This window comes from Bradyrhizobium elkanii WSM2783 (genome assembly GCF_000472865.1).
Classification (GTDB): Bacteria; Pseudomonadota; Alphaproteobacteria; order Rhizobiales; family Xanthobacteraceae; genus Bradyrhizobium; species Bradyrhizobium elkanii_A.
On the sequence record NZ_AXAP01000001.1, the window covers coordinates 319,316 to 336,054 of the forward strand.

Genomic DNA, 16,739 nt, shown 5'->3' on the forward strand with positions numbered 1-16,739 from the left:
GCCCGCTCAGCTCTTGACCATATCCCCCAGCATGTTTGCCGCGACCGTCAGCTTGGCGAGCGTCAGGCCGCTGGCTGCGATTTCCTCGACCGAGCGGCGGATGCGCGTGGCTTCAGGATGAGCGGCGAGCCAGTCGCCCGCGGCTTGCTGGCCGCATTGGCCGGTTGCCAGCATGTCCGCAGCCAGTCTTCTTTCGGCGGCGGCGATCTGGTCGACGGCGCGATCAATGGCGAGGCGTTCGTAATTGTCGTTTGCCGACACGCTGCGCGCGGCGGCGATGAGGCGATCGAGGCGGAAATTGGCCTCGGCGGCGAAGAAGGTCGTAGCGGCCTCGCCGATGGTCCGGCCGGTGCGCTCCGCGACGGTTACGATATCCGGTGCCGAGACCAGGGCGTCGAGATCAGCGAGCTCGATCGCGAGCTCGCCCGGGACGCCGGCATCGATCAGGTCCTGCCGCCGCTTGCTGCGCCCGGCCTGCACGTCGTCCGGCAGGGTCTTATCCAATCCGGCGGCGATTTCGCGGATGCTCGGGCCGAAGCGGGCGATGACCGCGTCCAGACCCGATTTGAAATCGACGTTGCGCACGTACCAGAGCATACGTGAGACCAGCAGATCTTGAATCGCCGCGTAGAGGCCAAGTTGCACTTGCCCGGCGATGCGAGTGTCCAGCCCATCGATCGCGTCATTGAGCCGCTTCAGGCCGTAGCACTCGTCAACCGCCACGAAGGCCATGACAATCGTCGACACATCGGCATCCGTCTCGTCGATCAGGCGCACGACACAGGCCGGGCCGCCGCGATTGACAAAAGCATTGGCGAGATTGGTTGCGATAATCTCCCGGCGAAGGCGATGCTGTTCCACTGCAGCGGGGAATTTGTCCTGAACCTCGCGCGGGAAGTATTCGGATAGTTCGCGGGCGAGATATGGATCATCAGGCACGCTGGTGACGAGCAGATCGTCGTAAAGTGTCAGCTTGGCGTAAGCGAGCAGAACGGCCAGCTCTGGCCGAGTCAAGGATTGGCCGCGCCGGGCGCGTTCGGCAATCGCCGCATCGTCCGGCAGGAATTCCACGGCGCGGCTGAGGAGGCCGCGCTGCTCGAGCGATTGCATCAGCCGCGTGAGGAAGCCGGTCTCGGCGAGGCCCTTGCGTTCGGCCAGCGAAAGCGCCAGCGTCTGCAGATAATTGTTGCGCAACACCAGGGCGCCGACCTCATCGGTCATCGCGGCAAGCAGCATGTTGCGGTCGTTCGGACTGAGGCGTCCCTCGCGTTCGGGGCGCGCCAGTGCAATCTTGATATTGACCTCGACATCGGAGGTGTTGACCCCGGCCGAATTGTCGATGGCGTCGGTGTTGAGCTTGACGCCTTTCTGCGCGGCTTCGATGCGGCCACGCTGCGTAACGCCGAGATTGGCCCCTTCGCCGATCACCCGCGCGCGGATATCAGCGCCGGTGACACGGATCGGATCGTTGGCGCGATCGCCGACCTGGTCGTCGCTTTCCCCTGATGCGCGGATATAGGTGCCGATGCCGCCAAACCAGAGAAGGTCGACGCGTGCCTTGAGGATCGCCGTGATCACCTCGAAAGGCGTGGCCTGCGGCTTGTCGAGATCAAGCAAGGTCCGCACTTCCGGCGCCAGCGGGATTGCCTTGAGCGAACGCGAGAATACCCCGCCGCCCGGCGAGATCTTTGACTTGTCGTAGTCCTGCCAACTCGACCGCGGCAGGTCGAACAGGCGTTGGCGCTCGGCGTTGCTGGCGGCGAGATCGGGTGAAGGGTCGATGAAAATATCGCGGTGATCGAAAGCCGCAATGAGCCTGGTCGCCGGCGAGAGCAGCATGCCATTGCCGAAGACGTCTCCGGACATGTCGCCGACGCCGACAGCGGTGAAGGGCTTGGTCTGGATATCCGTGCCGAGTTCGCGGAAATGGCGCTTGACCGCTTCCCACGCGCCGCGCGCAGTGATGCCCATTTTCTTGTGATCATAGCCCTGGCTGCCGCCGGAGGCGAAAGCGTCGCCAAGCCAGTGTCCCTTCTCCGTCGAGATCGCGTTGGCGATGTCGGAAAAGGTCGCGGTGCCCTTGTCGGCTGCGACAACGAGATAGGGGTCGTCGCCATCGTGCCGCACGGTGTCTTCGGGCGGCACGATGGTGTCGCCGTCGAGATTGTCGGTGAGTTCAAGCAGCGAGCGAACGAAGATGCGGTAGGCTTCGGTGCCTTCCGCCATCCAGGCCTCGCGATTGGAAGGAGGTGGCAGACGTTTGGGCACGAAACCGCCCTTGGCGCCGACCGGCACGATAACAGCGTTCTTGACCTGCTGCGCCTTGACCAGACCGAGGATCTCGGTGCGGAAATCCTGCGGCCGGTCGGACCAGCGTAGTCCGCCGCGCGCGACCTTGCCAAAACGCAGATGAATGCCCTCGACACGCGGCGAATAGACGAAGATCTCGTAGAGCGGCTGGGGTGCAGGCAGCTCCTCAATCTTGCGCGCGTCGAATTTAACGGAGATCACCGGCCGCGGATGCCCGTCCGGACCGAGCTGCCATAGATTGGTGCGGATGGCGGCCTGCACCAGGTTGGTGAAACGGCGCAGAATACGGTCTTCATCCAGTGAGGCGACGGATTTGAGCTGCTCTTCAATCTCGGCGAGCAGGGCCGTCTCGCGCGCCGAGCGCTCGGCATCGGTCGCCGTGAGGCGTGGGTCGAAGCGAGCCTGGAACAGAGCGACAATGCTGGTGGTGATCGCGGTGTTCTTGCGCAGAGTCTCCCACATGTAGTCCTGAGTGAACGGGACGCGGATCTGATGCAGGTAGCGGGAGAGCGCGCGGATGGCCGAGACTTCGCGCCAGCTCAGGACCGTGCGCAGGATCAGCGCGTTGTATCCGTCGGATTCGGCGCGATCGCCCACGACCGCCATGATCGAGGCTTCCAGGCGTCGGGCGAATTCCGCGGTGATGACGATCGGCTTGCCATCATTGGTCTCGATCGTCATGTCGTGCAGCCAAACCGGTGCAGGTGAGGGTGTGGCGCTCGGCCTGATCTCATAGGTGCGCTCGTTCACGACGCGCAGGCCGTGATTTTCGATCACCGGCACCCGATACGACAGCGACAAGGGCGCGCCGCGCGAAAAGACCTTGAGGCCGAAGCGCGTCGGATCGTCGCCGTCGATGCGGTGAACCGAAAGTGCCACGGAGCGAGCGGCAGTGAGCTTTTCGATGATGGCGATATCGGCAATCGCCTGAGAGGTGTCGAAGACCTCGGTATAGCCGCCGGTAAAGGCTCGTGCATAACGGTTGGCGATCAGGCGGGCTCGCATGCCGTCAGCGGTGGTCGCAAGCGCGGCTTTCAGCTTGTCAGCCCATGTTGCGGCGATGGCGCTGATTCCGGATTCGAGCGTGGCGCGCTCGATGACAGGCGTATCGCCCTCAAAGCGCGCAATGATGTAGTGGATGCGGGCAAGCGACCCTTCAGGGAAAGCTGCGTAGGAGGCTGCCACTTGCCCGTTATAGACCCGCGCCAGGAAGCCTGCGACGCGTGTACGGACGTCGGTGTCGTATTTGTCACGCGGAATGAAGACGAGGATGGAGACGAAACGGTTGAATTTATCCGCCCGCACTAGCGCGCGCACGCGGGGACGCTCATAGAGCGTCAGGATTTCCATGACGAAATTGTAGAGAGTCTCGACGTCGACCTGGACCAGCTCGTCGCGCGGATATTCTTCAAGGATATGCAGGAGCGCCTTGCCCGAATGGCTGTCCGGCTCGAAGCCGGCGCGTTCGAGTACCTGCGCCACTTTGTGGCGGACATAGGGGATCTGCCGCACCGAACGGGTATAGGCGGCCGAGGTAAACAGGCCGACGAGGCGCAATTCGCCGTCGAGCCGGCCGTCGGGCGTAAAGAGCTTGATGCCCACATAGTCCATCCGGGCGCGGCGATGGACGCGGCTGCTCACATTGGCCTTGATGACGATGAGCAGGGTAGGCTCTCGCATGAATGCGCGGATCTCCGACGTCATCACCACCATTTCGGCGCCGCGGCGCAGGACCTTCACATCGGGATCGCGCAGGATGCCGAGGCCTTCGCCGGTGGTGATGCCGTCCGGCGCATCGCTATCCGGCGCGAAGCGGTATTCGCGCAGGCCGAGAAAAGTGAAATTGTCGGCGCACAGCCATTGCAGGAACTGGGTGGCTTCGGCGACCTCGTCGATCGGCATCGGCGGCGGATTGGAACTGAAGGTCTTGATCGCCTGCTCGACGCGGGCGCGCATGGCGCGCCAGTCGGTGACGCAGGCGCGCACGTCACTCAGCGTCTTGGTGAGGCCGTCGATCAGCTTCTGGCGGTCAGCCTCGGCGTCCAGGCGTGCGATGTGGAAGTGAATGAGGCTTTCGCGCTCGCCGTTTACCCCCTCGGGGAGCGTCTCGCCGTAGAAATGCAGCAGCTTGCCCTGCTCGTTGCGCTCGACGGCAATGATCGGGTGGGCGACCAGCGTGACCTCGATGCCCTGCTCGGCGAGCTCCGCCATCGTGGAATCGAACAGGAAGGGCATGTTGTCGTTGAGTATTTCCAGCACGGAGATCTCGCGTCCGTCTGGCATCATCGGATTGATAACGCGGATGTCGGCACGATCAGCGGTACGCCGCTGCACATGTTCCCAGGCTTGTTCTGCCAAAAAGGCCAGCGACACGGCATCGTAGTTGGCGAGGTCTTCGATGTTACTGTGGCCAAACAGAAGCTCGGCAAAGGCTCGTGGCGTCTTGCCCGGCTGCACGCTCCCGCCGGCCTCGTGGATCAGGGTTGCTCGGGCCTTGTCGTCACGCCACGCCATAACGTCCTCCACTTCCCGCGCCGGCCGACCGCAGTCACGATCGCCTGCCTGATTTCGGAGTGCATCTCTTCGAGCGCCGTCGTCTTGATCTCAGTTGATTGCGTAAGCCAAATCCTTGGTCGCGGAGCCGCGATAGCTCCTGATGTCCGATGTTATATCATCTTCGCGGGAGCAAGGGGTGAGCTGTCGTCAGCGCACCGATAGGCATTGCGGTGCAGCGTGAAGCCGAAATCGGTGCCGTCGACTCTCGCGGGCAGTCTGGAAAGCACAGGAATTTCAATCGCGTATGAAAGTCGCTGTTGATAACGACCTGCAGGTCGCAGGCAAGGCGTCGGCTGGCTTCACCGCGCCCGCGGGCCTGGCGCACCGACGCGTCCGTTTTCCGATCGTTGTCACGCGCCACTGCTCGAGGAGGGGCGAACGGATGCTGAAGAACGCGCTGTGTTGTTGTCAGCGGTCGCGATCTGGAGGATTGCGCAATGAGGCCGTAAGTAATGTCATCATCCACTTCGCGAAAGGGACTTGTTCATGGAGATGAACCGCAGCTAAACGGCTGGGTATTATGTCGCAGCCCGGAACGTGGCGCTCCTTGTGGGATTGAACTTCACACACGAAATGGAGTGCGACCATGAAGAGGTTAGCGATCACGTTGGCGGTCGGTGCTGCAGCGCTGATTGGTAGTTCGGCCGCAAATGCGGCAGATCGGCAGGCGGCGGCGAAGGCGGGCAGCTATGAGAGCCGGTCCACCGATCTGAGCGCTCGTGGAAGGGGCCATCACCACCATCACTACGGAATGCACCGTCATCACCACCACTACGGTTACCACCGCTATGGCTATCATCGCTATGGCTACCACCGCCATGGCTATTATCGCCCATACTACAACAGCTATGGATATCAGCGGCCGTACTACGGCGGCGGACCAGGTGTCACCTTCAGCTTCGGTACCGGCGGTTATCGCGGCTGGTAGCGGAGAAAGAAAGCCCGCGACGCGCGGGCTTTCTTCTTACATCTGGCTGACTTGATAAGCGCGAACCGTATCGGTGATCATCGCCGACCAGCGCTAAAGACTAATCGGCGGCCAGAACGCTGTTAGGGGCGCTCCGCGATCGGGCTGGCTCCCGTCGAGCTGCATCACTCCCAGAGGATGCCGAAACGGCCGGTGCAGGTCCGTCCACGAAAGCCATGATCTTCGGCTGCACCCGCGATCCGTCTATCACCTCGAGTTGGCCGCAGCGATTCAGCGTGTGCAGCTTCCTGCCTGGCCATGCAGGCCCTGGCTTAAGGGAGTGCCGAACGACCTGTCTGAACGTGGTCGGCGACAGTTCGAGAACTTCGGCAAGACCGAGCGCTGCGCCATATCCGTCGGAGCAATCCTGGACCGGTCGCCACAGGCTTCCATTAATGGTCACAAAGTTGCCCGCCGGTCGCGCGCTTGCGCGGTCCATCAGAACCGGATTGCTCGCATGTGGCAGCCACGGTCCGAAGAGTTGCTCGGCATAAAAGATCGCCAACGTATCGGAATAGCCTCCGGTGCCGTCGCGCCAGGCGCCGAACAGATAGTACATGCCGTTGTGCCGCGTGATGGTCACGTCGGCCAGTTCAAGCCCTGACAGCAGCGTGCGGTGACGCTCCCATTTGTCCGGAAACCGAACGCACTTGTAAACCGCGACGTCCCGATGCTCTGTGCTCTCCGGGATCATCCAGAGTTCGCCATTGTCCTCGATCAGAAAGGGATAGGACAGATGCCATGGCTCTTCCAGCACGGGGACGACGTTTGCGACCGGACCAGTGCGGTCGAACTCGACCGCGGAAATGATGCCCTTGCCCACCCGGTGATCGAGATCTTCGAAGAAAACGAATGTGCTTCCCTTCCATTTGACGGGGAAGGGATCGGCGTAGAAATGATCTCCGGGATCCCCGAGCACTTTCCAGTCGGGCCCGGATAGATCTCCGGTTCGCCACACGTCGGCATTTTCACTGTAGCGCCATCCGATATGCCAATGAGGCGCATAGCAGCAAAGGTGATATATTTCTTTCGCGATCGATACGGCCAGGCCGCGCAGAACATAGGTGGCCGCCGGTCGTGGGGTGCTTTTGCCGGTCGACGACGCCAGCTCCGGAACTAGTCTTGGCACTCCTGACAGGATCGCTGTCAGCATGGTCATGGTTCGCGCCATGACTGTTTCGAGCGCACCGCTCAAGCCGACTGCGATTTCTCCGGACGGATGACCGCGATCGAGCACCGTGCCGTCGAGTTCATTGACGATTTCGATAATCGGCAAGTCACCCGCGAGTATGGCTGCCAGCGCTGCAGTTTCCCCTGGTATCCCATTGAACTGCGGGCGCAGATATAGCCGGGCGGAGCAGTCCGGATCGCGGCCGGCGCGTGTAAAGTCGACAATCACGTCGGCCTTGCCGGCCTGGGCCTGCGACCGTTCCGGGATGACTTTCAGTTTGTCGGCGCCGCTGCGCTGGCCTCTCCGCAATACCATCCGTTCAAGTTCGAACAGCGCCTCCAAGCCAGCAGGCCGAGATTCCGAAGTTGTTGTCCACGCGATTTGAACCGGGACGTCCCGGCCGCCGACGGACAGCGCCTCGCGGGACATCCACCGCCGTGCATGCTCGCGTTCGCAGCGAAATTCGATAATCATGTCCGGCCCATCTGCGCTCTTGTGCCTAATGCGTGCCGATCAAACAGCCTGGCTGAGAATTTGGACGTATTCCTCCACCATGCTGTCTACCGAATAGCGCGACCTCAGGCCCTTGGCGTTTTGCCGCAGTTCGTCGCGCAACGTTCTGTTTGTTAAAATTGCGGAAACGGCGGCCGATAATTCCGCATTGTCCGAGGCATCGACAAAGAGCGCCGTGGGTTTTCCTTCAAACGACAGCACCTCTCGCAAAACGGGGAGATCGTTCACGACGGAAGGAACACCTGCGTTCGCGGCTTCAACCGCGGCGAGGCCAAAGGTTTCAGCTTGCGTCGGGAACACGAACACGTCGAGGCAGGCAAGAAAGTCGGCCATCCGCCGCGGCGGAATCTCGCCGACAAGATGCAATCTGTCGGATACTTTCAACTCGTCTGCCAACAGCCTCAGCCGTTCCTCGTCGGCGCCTTGTCCAGCCAGCGCAAGATGCCAGGACGGTTCACTGCCTAAGAGACGTATTGCGGCATCGAGCCGTTTGTGGGGGTGCAATCTCGCAGCGCAACCGAGCAGCACGCGATCCGGCGGCAGTTTGAACTGTTGCCGCGCGATATCCTTCGGCAGATCGAGCGATTTGTCGTCGAAGCCGTGTGGGACATGCTTCATGCGCGATCGATAGGGGGCGGGGTAGCGCGCGTACTCACGCTCCATCTCCCGCGAGTTGAGCGTTATGCAATCGTAGAAGCCGACGCTGCCCATGACGATGTCGGCGGCGCGGACAGGCCAGCTCATCGACATCGCGGATGAAACCTGGTTGGCAATAACCGGAGCGCGACAGACGAGGCGCGATACGCCTCCGCCGATCACATTACCAAAATGCTGGAAGGTGAGGACGACATCGGGTCTGATGGCCCTGATATGGCCGCCGAGCTTCCACAGCATCCGGAGCAGCGCCACCGGATTTCCTGGCCGGTTCTGCGCGCAATAGAACGTGTTCGGCGGCTCGTCGAAGGAATCTGACTTGCGGAAGAAGAAGAGATTGAAGACCTCATAGCCGCGCGCCGTCAGGCCGGCACCAAGCAGCCTTGTGATCTCCTGAGCACCGGCGTTCTCCGCCTGGGTCTGCACCAGAACGACACGTCGCTTTGGCTTGATGCTGTTTGACCGATCGCGTGACGCTGCCGACGATCGTATCGGTGCCTCGCGCAATTCTGTGCTTGGCTGGTAACGGAACACGGATTCCTCAACGGTTGAGGGAGTGGGGATTCTTCCCCGATTTTCGCAATGCCTATCACGCGATGCTCGGTCCTACACCGGCCAGCGCACAATGGGGTTAATGCAGCGCATCTCGCTCACAGGGGAGATGTCGTTGCATCCGCGCGGAACATAGAGCCAGTTCGTTAACTAATTGGTTACGGCGTTGGCGAGAGAGGGTAACCGCCGATTAACCATAGATATTTACGTTGGGGGCAGGGCCACTGAACAGTGTCTGCCAGTTGAATTCGAGTCAAAACCCATGATGTTCGGTAGCCGCGCAGGCCCGAGACGTTCCGGTCAGACGGAGCCCACGGCGGCGTCGTGGGAGGCTCCGCGTCCGCCGCCTGGCACCGGACCCGCCGAACGCGTTAAGGGATTGCTAACCTTCTCCGGCATGCTTTCCTTTCTGCGGGAAAACGGCCGACGCATCTTGATGCTCGCGCTGGCCATCTTCGCCATTGGTGTCATCGCTCTGTTGCTGATTCCGGTTCGGTATGCGGCCACAGCGCTGGTCGTTGTCGATCCCCGAGAGCAGCGCGTGACCACGGATCAGGACGTGTTGCCGGGTATCGGCCAGGATGCCGCCGCGCTTCAGAGCCTGGTTGAAATCGCCAAGTCCGATGGCTTCCTCCGCCCGCTTATCGAGCAGCTCAAGGTTCGAGAGGATGAAGACATCGCCGGCGGTCAATCCGACACCACGCGTCTGCTCGAAAGATTCCGCAATCGGCTCGATATTTCCCGCCGTGGGCTCACCTACGTTATCGGCTTCAAATTCACTTCGAACCGTCCGGAGCGAGCGGCTTACTACGCCAACGCCATAGCTGAGGCGTTCGTCGCTAACCAGGGCCGTGTCCGCACTGAGGCGACCGACGAAGCCGCCGATTGGCTCAGTGGCCGGCTCAAGACGTTGAATGACCGGCTGAGGACATCAGAGGATGCCGTTGCCGCCTTCAAGCTCGAGCACAGGATCGTCAATGCCGGCAAGGACGCCACGACCCAGCAATTGCGCGTTACCGATCTGACGCAGCAGGTTTCCGCCGCTCGCGCTCGTACCGAAGAAGCAAGGGCTCGCTACGAGCAGGCGCAACGCGACCTCAAGGCGAATGTCGATGGGCCGGTTCGACAAGACCTGCTGAGTGCCCTGCGAGCTCAGAGGTCGGCGCTCAACGACCAGATCGCGCAGAAACGCGCGGTGTTCGGCGATCGCCATCCTGACCTCGTCATATCATACAGCCAGTTGAACGATCTCAACAGGCAGATTGAGATCGAGCGGAAGAAGAACATCGAAACTGCAAAGTCTGAATATGAGGCCCAACGCGAGCAACAGAGATCGCTGGAAGATCAGTTGAAGGCGGTCGAATCGCAGATACTGGTCGACGGCCAGGCGCTCGTCAGACTGCAGGAGCTGCAGCGCGACGCGGAAGCCAACAGGAATATCTACGAGCAATTTCTGTCGCGGTCCAAGACCACCAACGAGCAGCGCCTGCTGCAGAGCTCGCAGACCAAGATCGCTTCGCTTGCCATTCCACCGCTTCGTCCGACCCGGCCGCCGCTCGCATTGCTCCTCGCCGTGCTTGCGATTGCCTCGATATTGATATCGACGGCGGCAGTTGCCGTACCGGACATCAAGAACATTCTGGAGAAGCCCACTCCGAAGGTTCGCCGGGCAAATTCACCTTCGCTCCAGCCCGAATTGCCCCAGGCGGCATCACCACCCCAGCCCGAATTGCCGCCGAAGCTGCCGGTCTGGGCTCGCATTCCCGACCTGCCGGCACGGGAATTCACCAGAAGCGTCTGGCAGAAGCCGATTGCGGCAGCCGCCGAGCTCGATCTGAGTGCCTACCTGCGCTCGCTGATCGGGAAAATCGACGAGTTGCCGGGATCCGGTGGCAAGGTAGCCCTCGTGATGTCGATCGAGAACGGCGCGGGAGGCAGCACTGTCGCACGATCGTTCAATCGGTCGGCCGTGAACAAGGGGATGCTCAGTGTTCTGATCGAGCTGCAATCGGATCTGTCCGCTGCAAAGCCGGTCGCGGCCGACCGGCAGGAGCAGGGCATCACCAAGACAGATCTTCGCTCTGTCAGTGTGCTCTTGAGTGCCGGCACGCAAACAGGCGCGCTCCCTGCCGACGACATTCGCAAGGAGTTCGATCTGATCGTCGTCGACGCATCGTCTCTTGCGGCACAACCCGACGTGAGGACGCTGGCGGCCCATGCCGATCTGATCGTCGTGGTCGTTCGCGACGGAGCTGCCGCTCCGGCGGCAATTCAGCGGGCTGCGGCTGGCTTGTCGAAGTCCGGCGCGGTGCCGATGGGGCTTGTCGTCAATCGCGTATCCATCAGTTCCGTCATTGCTCAATCTCAGCGCGAGACCTTGGGGCTGGCGGGCTGAGTTACCTCTAATCATTCGAGTCTGCGACACGAACCGGATACGGTTCGGCTTTCGAGGACAAGCGGCGAGAAAGCACCAGGATCGAAGGATCAACGCCGGTGCGGCGGCGGCACAGGACGTTGAGGGCGATGGTGGCGACCGCCAGCGAAACAGTGGCCGAAATCGCGGCGCCGAGCACGCCGAGCCAGGGAATTAGAACGAGGAATCCGATCAGCCGCAGCACGACGTTCCCGGCGATGACGGGAACATAGTCACCCTCATGGCCGGTCACCTGCAGGATGGCTGCGGACGGACCGCCGGCGGCTTGAAAGGCCGTTCCGAGCGCGAGCACGATCAGGACCCATTGCTGGGCTGCGAAATGAGGTCCGAACAGGCCGAGAAGATGGGGTGCGCCGATCCAGACAAGGACGAGCCCGGCGATAACGCAAAGCGCGGTCACCTCCGCCATGAGCTGCAGCGTGTGGCTGAACTCTTGATGATTTTTACTGAAGTAGAGCGAGGGCAGGCGGCGCGCTCCGAAACTATAAAGTGCGGCAGAGAGCATGGCGAAGATGTTCGCCAGACGGGAGGCGGCAAAATAGATGCCGGCCGTGGCCGGATCCAGCATCCAGTAAATCAGGATCACGTCGAAGTACTGATTGGCCGCTTCAAGAATGGAAGAAACCCAGTAGCGAAGCGCGCTCGATCTCCAGCGTGAGTTCTCCGAGCGCGGCGGCACATTGCGCAAATTCGGCAGAGCGCGTGCGATCGAAAGGACCTGAACGACGAGCCCCATGGCCATGGCGACCGCCATCACGGTAAGCAACTGTGCGGGATCGAGTCGCGCATGGCCGAACAATATCGGTACTAAAAACAGCACGACGACGACCCGCCAGAAAAACTCCCGATTGCCTTCCCCCATCAGAATGCTGATGAGCGATCGTGCAATCTGGCTGCCGAGCATCAGCCCTGCATTCACGGCCGTAAAGGCGGATACGGCCAGGATCAGCAGCCACGTATCGCCCCGCACGTTCGCGGCCGCCGCGATCGCGGCAATGACGACCATCATCCCAATGGAGGAGATCTTCAGGCTCGATAGCAGCACACCTTTGGCGAGATCGGCCTGTTCGCGCACCTGGTACTCGTTCAAGAAACGAACCAGGAGCAGTTCCTGGCCGACCAGCCCCACGACGGATGCGATCTGAGCGACAGAAAGCCACATCGCGAAAGCGCCGAACGCATCCGGCGACATGGTTCGTGCTGCCAGCGAGAACAGCGCAAACGCAAGGCCGCCGCTGCCAACCTTCAGAAGGATGGTCCCGGCAACACCGCGCGTCACGTCGCGTCGCATCAATTGGAGAATGGATTCGATCATGCGAAGTACAAGGCATCTTTCCTTTCAAGATGCTCGTAGCAGACAATGGCCCAGTGCCTAACACGCACGCGAGCCGAGAGTGTTAATGTTCGGCACCTAAGATTTCGTTCTCCCCACGCGGTAAATGCACCGGCGCAAACCTGCCCTCTCCGGCGGACCTGCGGCCTTGCTCCATTGTGGAACGCCGCTGTCCCGGCTGTCTTCAGACAGGGCAAACGATGGTTTCCCAGGATCGCCGCTGCGGCGGCACGAAGATGATTGCCGAAGCCAAATCTGCACAGCCACCGGCCGTTTGCACGTAAATGACCTGCTGACCTGACGATAAACAATGGTTCACCTAGTGCTGAGTAAGCGGGAATAGATTCCACGATACTCTTTGAGCAAGGCGCGTGCCGGGACGTCGCCAGATCTGGTCCAGGCCGCGGGCGTTAACTGCGATGCTCAAAAATGATCGTGCCGGTTCGGCGAAGTGGATATCAGGCGAGAAAATTACAGTTCGGCCGGCATCAATCGTCAGAGCCGGCAAACATGATGGTGAATAAGGTGATACAACCGATCGCGGAAGAGGGACGTGAAACCATCACCACGGACGTAGCGATTGTCGGCGGCGGGCTGGCGGGATCGCTCGCGGCGGCAGTCCTCGCCAGGGCTGGCTACCGGGTCGTCCTGATCGACAAGCGAGCGGTTTATCCGGAAGAATTCCGCGTCGAGAAGATCGCCGGACGACAAGTCGATGTCTTTCGCAGGCTGGGTTTCATCCGCGAACTCGAGGCGGTCGCGTGCGCATACGACCGCGTGATCAATATCAGAGAAGGCCGGGTGGTCGACGTCAGTGCCGGCCAAACCTACGGCCTTCCCTATGCCGACCTCGTTGGCCTGGCACGACGTCTGATGCCGGGTCATTCCGGCTTCATTGTCGACCAAGTGACCGCTGTGAGCTGCAGCGATGACGTTCAGCATCTCGTTTTGGCCTCCGGAACACGCGTCACTGCGCGTCTCGTTGTCCTGGCGACGGGCATGGCCGGAGCTCTTGGATACGGTCTCGGAATCACGCGGCGCATTCTCGCCGAGCGTCATTCGGTTTCGTTCGGCTTCACGATTGCGCGTCCGGACAATTTGCCGTTCGAATTCGAGGCGCTCACCTGCTATGGCGAACGGGCCATCGACGGCGTCGACTATCTCAGCCTGTTTCCGGTGCGGGGCGGCATGCGGGCAAACCTGTTCATGTTTCGCGATCCGACCGATCCGATCATGCGCGAGCTGAGACGGGAGACGAGATCAACGCTGCTTCGCCTCATGCCGGGATTGCAGTCCTATCTCGGAGATTTCAGCGTCATCGGTCAGGTGCAGAATTGGGTGATGGACCTGTCTGTCGCCGAAGGCCATCTGCAGCCGGGCGTCGTGCTGATTGGCGACGCGTTTCAAACCAACTGTCCTGCAGCCGGCACCGGAGTGAGCCGTCTTCTGGTGGATGTCGAGCGTCTTTGCATGGAATATGTGCCGCGCTGGCTCGAAACCGGCGGCATGGGCGAGGACAAGATATCGGAGTTCTACTCCGATCCGGACAAAGTGGCTGCCGACCAACACTCCCTGCAAATGGCACGTTTTCGGCAGGCACTGACGTCGAGCAGCGACATAAGATGGAACGTGCGGCGCAGGGTGCATTTTCTTCGTCGCAATATCACCTATCGGGTCGACGGTATCAGGCCGGGATGGATCGCACGTGTCCGTGGCGCGCTTCGTGCCTAGTGAGCAGGTTTAAGCTCAGGTACGGACCGGCCGCAGCTTGAATTCGGCCATCCGCTTGGCGGCCAGCTTGATCCAGGGCGCCTGTCGTAACGCGAACAGAGCAAGGGAGCCGGCGACGCTACCCGCCTGAGTCACGCTCCACAACGGCGAGGGCTGGCCGCCAAACATCTTCTTGTACGGTTCGTCGCCAATGGTGAAGTCCAGGATCTGATCCCCGCGCTCGATGCAATCCCTGGCGACTTGTTCGAACATCAGCGCGCCAATGGATTGGCTCTTGTATCCCGCGATGTCGAATGCGCTCATAATGACGAGGAAACCGCCGCGGTGGCACAATCCCAGCACTGCCGCAATCAGTTTGCCGTCCATTTTCATAGTGTAGAGACGAACAAAGGCCCCGAGGCCGCGGAGCGCCACGGTGGAATAGAAGTCGAAATATTCGGGACGCTGCAACAGGTCGCCGTCGCCCTGGGCTCGAAACCGCGGGCCTCGAAAGTTCTTCATCATCTCCATCGCGGCCATGATGGATGCATCGTCGTCGCAGCATGAAAAGCTCAACGCGCCCTTCTTTTGTAGCTGACGCAGCTTCTTTGCGAGTTCTTTCTGATAGGAGCGGCTCAGCGCGCTCGCCCGCCATTGCTCGAACGGGGCGACTAGCGCTGTCGCGTAGGCATTCATCTCCATGACCGTACGGCGAGGCGCTGCAAGAAGGTTCTCGATCGGCATTTTTCCATCAGGAAGCTTGCACATACGCAAGAAGTCGAACGGCCTGACAAGCCTGCGGAGCGTCAGGCAGGCATCCTCGTCCTGGAGCAGTTCGGAAAATATCTCGGCCGTGCACACAGGGGTCAGATAATCGGACACGCGGAGGTCAGCGAATTCAACCGTCCGCATCGGCCCACGCGGCACCCGCATCAAAGGCAGCACCATCGCCAGTTTTCCGGTCGCGCGACGGCGGACCGTGACGATCAGGGGTTTTGCTGCCGCGACGGGCGCGAGCTTGCGATATAGCGTGTCCAGCCACACCGGATGCTGGAACGCCGTGGCGTCCGAGCCAGCAAACAGTTCGGCGTATTCTTGAGACAAAAAATCAAATGCGTTTTCGATGCAGACATCGAACGCGTCGTTATTATTCTTGTTCATACGTACGACAGACAAACCGGACTTTTTCGAAAATGCCGGCCGAGCCGGAGCTGCGACCTTCTAGCACACGCAGATTGGCGGAGACACGGGCCGAATGCGATCTGTATTAATGTATCGTGGTTGCCGCCCGCTGCGCGGGCTCCTACCAAATGTCTTGATAGCGGGCCGACCTTGCCACTGCCGCGCAACGTGTAACGTTTCGTTATGGTTAGCGAGCGCTCCACACCTTTGCGAATAGTTAACCAGTTCGCGCAGCGTCGAACCATCGCGCGGACTCGGGGTCGCCGATGGACTGCATATTGCAGTTGGAGTGGACAACAATAGAGATCTCCAACTGAAGTGCTTGAATCATGATGAAAGAGCTGATTTCCGGCCCGATTTCGATGTCAGGGGACGCGGACGAACGCAATTGGCGTGTCGGTTTCGGTCGGACTGTCTCAACCGTCCGGATTTGCGACACTTCGCGGGGAGCGCCGATGCAGTCGTCGACCGGCGCAGCTTCACGCCGTGAAGCGTCAGAGAAAGACAATGTGCGCGAGCGTCGCGCGAACCTCATCGGCAGGGCGGCCACCGCCGAGATCCCCCGCGTCACGGTCGGAGGGCTTCGGCTCGCCGTACTCGATCTCGAGCAGACCGCCGATTTCATGATCGAACAGGTTTCGCCAAAACGCCGCGCGGGCCGTCCGCTCTATCTGACGTCGGCGAATGGCGAGGTGGTGGCACGCTGCTCGACCGAGCCGATGACGGACCGCCTGTTCCGCGCCGCCGACCTCATCAATGCCGACGGACAGCCGCTGGTCACGGTGTCACGGTTCAAGTCATCGCAGCCGCTGCCGGAGCGGGTTGCCACAACCGACCTGTTCCACGTCGTCGCGCGCAAGGCCGAGGCGGCCGGGCTCTCCTTCTACATGTTCGGCGCCGACGAGGCGGAGAATGCCGCCGCTGTCGCCAATGTCCGCAGGATCTATCCGAAGCTGAAGATCGTCGGCCATTCGCATGGCTATCTGCGCGGCGACGCGCTGCGTGCCAAGGTCGACGAGATCAATGCGTTGGCGCCCGACTATCTCTGGGTCGCGCTCGGCGTGCCCTACGAGCAGGCCTTTGTCGAGGAGTTCACGCCACGGCTCTCCAATGTCGGTGTCATCAAGACCTCGGGCGGGCTGTTCAACTTCCTCTCCGGCAGCCGCCGCCGCGCGCCGCAATGGATGCAGAATGTCGGGCTGGAATGGGCCTGGCGGATCTGGCTCGAGCCGCGCCGGCTGTTCTGGCGCTATCTGACTACCAATCCGCGCGCGCTCTATCTGCTATTTAACCGGAGCCATTCCCCGCCAACCAAGCGCGACTGACGCTGCGTGCCGTGCCGAGCGGTTGCAATAGC

General features: G+C 61.2%; 9 protein-coding genes. 4 read left to right on the plus strand and 5 right to left on the minus strand.

Annotated elements, in window-relative coordinates:
- Positions 1-6: 6 nt before the first annotated feature.
- Complete coding sequence (locus tag YY7_RS0101535) at positions 7-4,836, minus strand: NAD-glutamate dehydrogenase (protein ID WP_028161686.1); 4,830 nt, start codon at positions 4,834-4,836, stop codon at positions 7-9.
- Between the two features lie 616 nt (positions 4,837-5,452).
- On the opposite strand from YY7_RS0101535, the gene YY7_RS0101540 reads away from it, so the two are divergent.
- The gene (locus YY7_RS0101540) at positions 5,453-5,794 is read left to right on the plus strand and encodes a hypothetical protein (protein WP_028161687.1); all 342 of its coding nucleotides are present in this window, start codon (positions 5,453-5,455) and stop codon (positions 5,792-5,794) included.
- Between the two features lie 100 nt (positions 5,795-5,894).
- Here the strand turns inward: YY7_RS0101540 and YY7_RS50290 are convergent, their stop codons facing one another.
- The gene (locus YY7_RS50290; RefSeq protein ID WP_245287147.1) at positions 5,895-7,478 is read right to left on the minus strand and encodes a glucosamine inositolphosphorylceramide transferase family protein; all 1,584 of its coding nucleotides are present in this window, start codon (positions 7,476-7,478) and stop codon (positions 5,895-5,897) included.
- A 39-nt stretch (positions 7,479-7,517) separates the two neighbouring features.
- A complete protein-coding gene (locus YY7_RS0101550; RefSeq protein ID WP_035688761.1) occupies positions 7,518-8,705 on the minus strand; it encodes a glycosyltransferase family 4 protein in 1,188 nt (395 codons plus the stop codon).
- Positions 8,706-8,985: 280 nt separating this feature from the next.
- Between YY7_RS0101550 and YY7_RS0101555 the strand changes: the two genes are divergently transcribed.
- Complete coding sequence (locus YY7_RS0101555; protein WP_028161689.1) at positions 8,986-11,118, plus strand: GumC family protein; 2,133 nt, start codon at positions 8,986-8,988, stop codon at positions 11,116-11,118.
- 7 nt (positions 11,119-11,125) lie between these two features.
- On the opposite strand, the gene YY7_RS0101560 is transcribed toward YY7_RS0101555, so the two are convergent.
- Positions 11,126-12,472 (minus strand): lipopolysaccharide biosynthesis protein, encoded by a 1,347-nt coding sequence (locus YY7_RS0101560; RefSeq protein WP_028161690.1) that lies wholly within the window; start codon positions 12,470-12,472, stop codon positions 11,126-11,128.
- Positions 12,473-13,000: 528 nt separating this feature from the next.
- Between YY7_RS0101560 and YY7_RS0101565 the strand changes: the two genes are divergently transcribed.
- Positions 13,001-14,221: an FAD-dependent oxidoreductase gene (locus tag YY7_RS0101565; protein ID WP_028161691.1), complete on the plus strand. Its 1,221-nt coding sequence runs from the start codon at positions 13,001-13,003 to the stop codon at positions 14,219-14,221.
- Between the two features lie 15 nt (positions 14,222-14,236).
- On the opposite strand, the gene YY7_RS0101570 is transcribed toward YY7_RS0101565, so the two are convergent.
- Positions 14,237-15,361 carry a GNAT family N-acetyltransferase gene (locus YY7_RS0101570; protein WP_028161692.1) on the minus strand — a complete coding sequence of 375 codons (1,125 nt, stop codon included), beginning with the start codon at positions 15,359-15,361 and terminating at the stop codon, positions 14,237-14,239.
- Positions 15,362-15,891: 530 nt separating this feature from the next.
- On the opposite strand from YY7_RS0101570, the gene YY7_RS0101575 reads away from it, so the two are divergent.
- Positions 15,892-16,707 carry a WecB/TagA/CpsF family glycosyltransferase gene (locus YY7_RS0101575; protein WP_028161693.1) on the plus strand — a complete coding sequence of 272 codons (816 nt, stop codon included), beginning with the start codon at positions 15,892-15,894 and terminating at the stop codon, positions 16,705-16,707.
- The last annotated feature ends 32 nt before the right edge of the window (positions 16,708-16,739 follow it).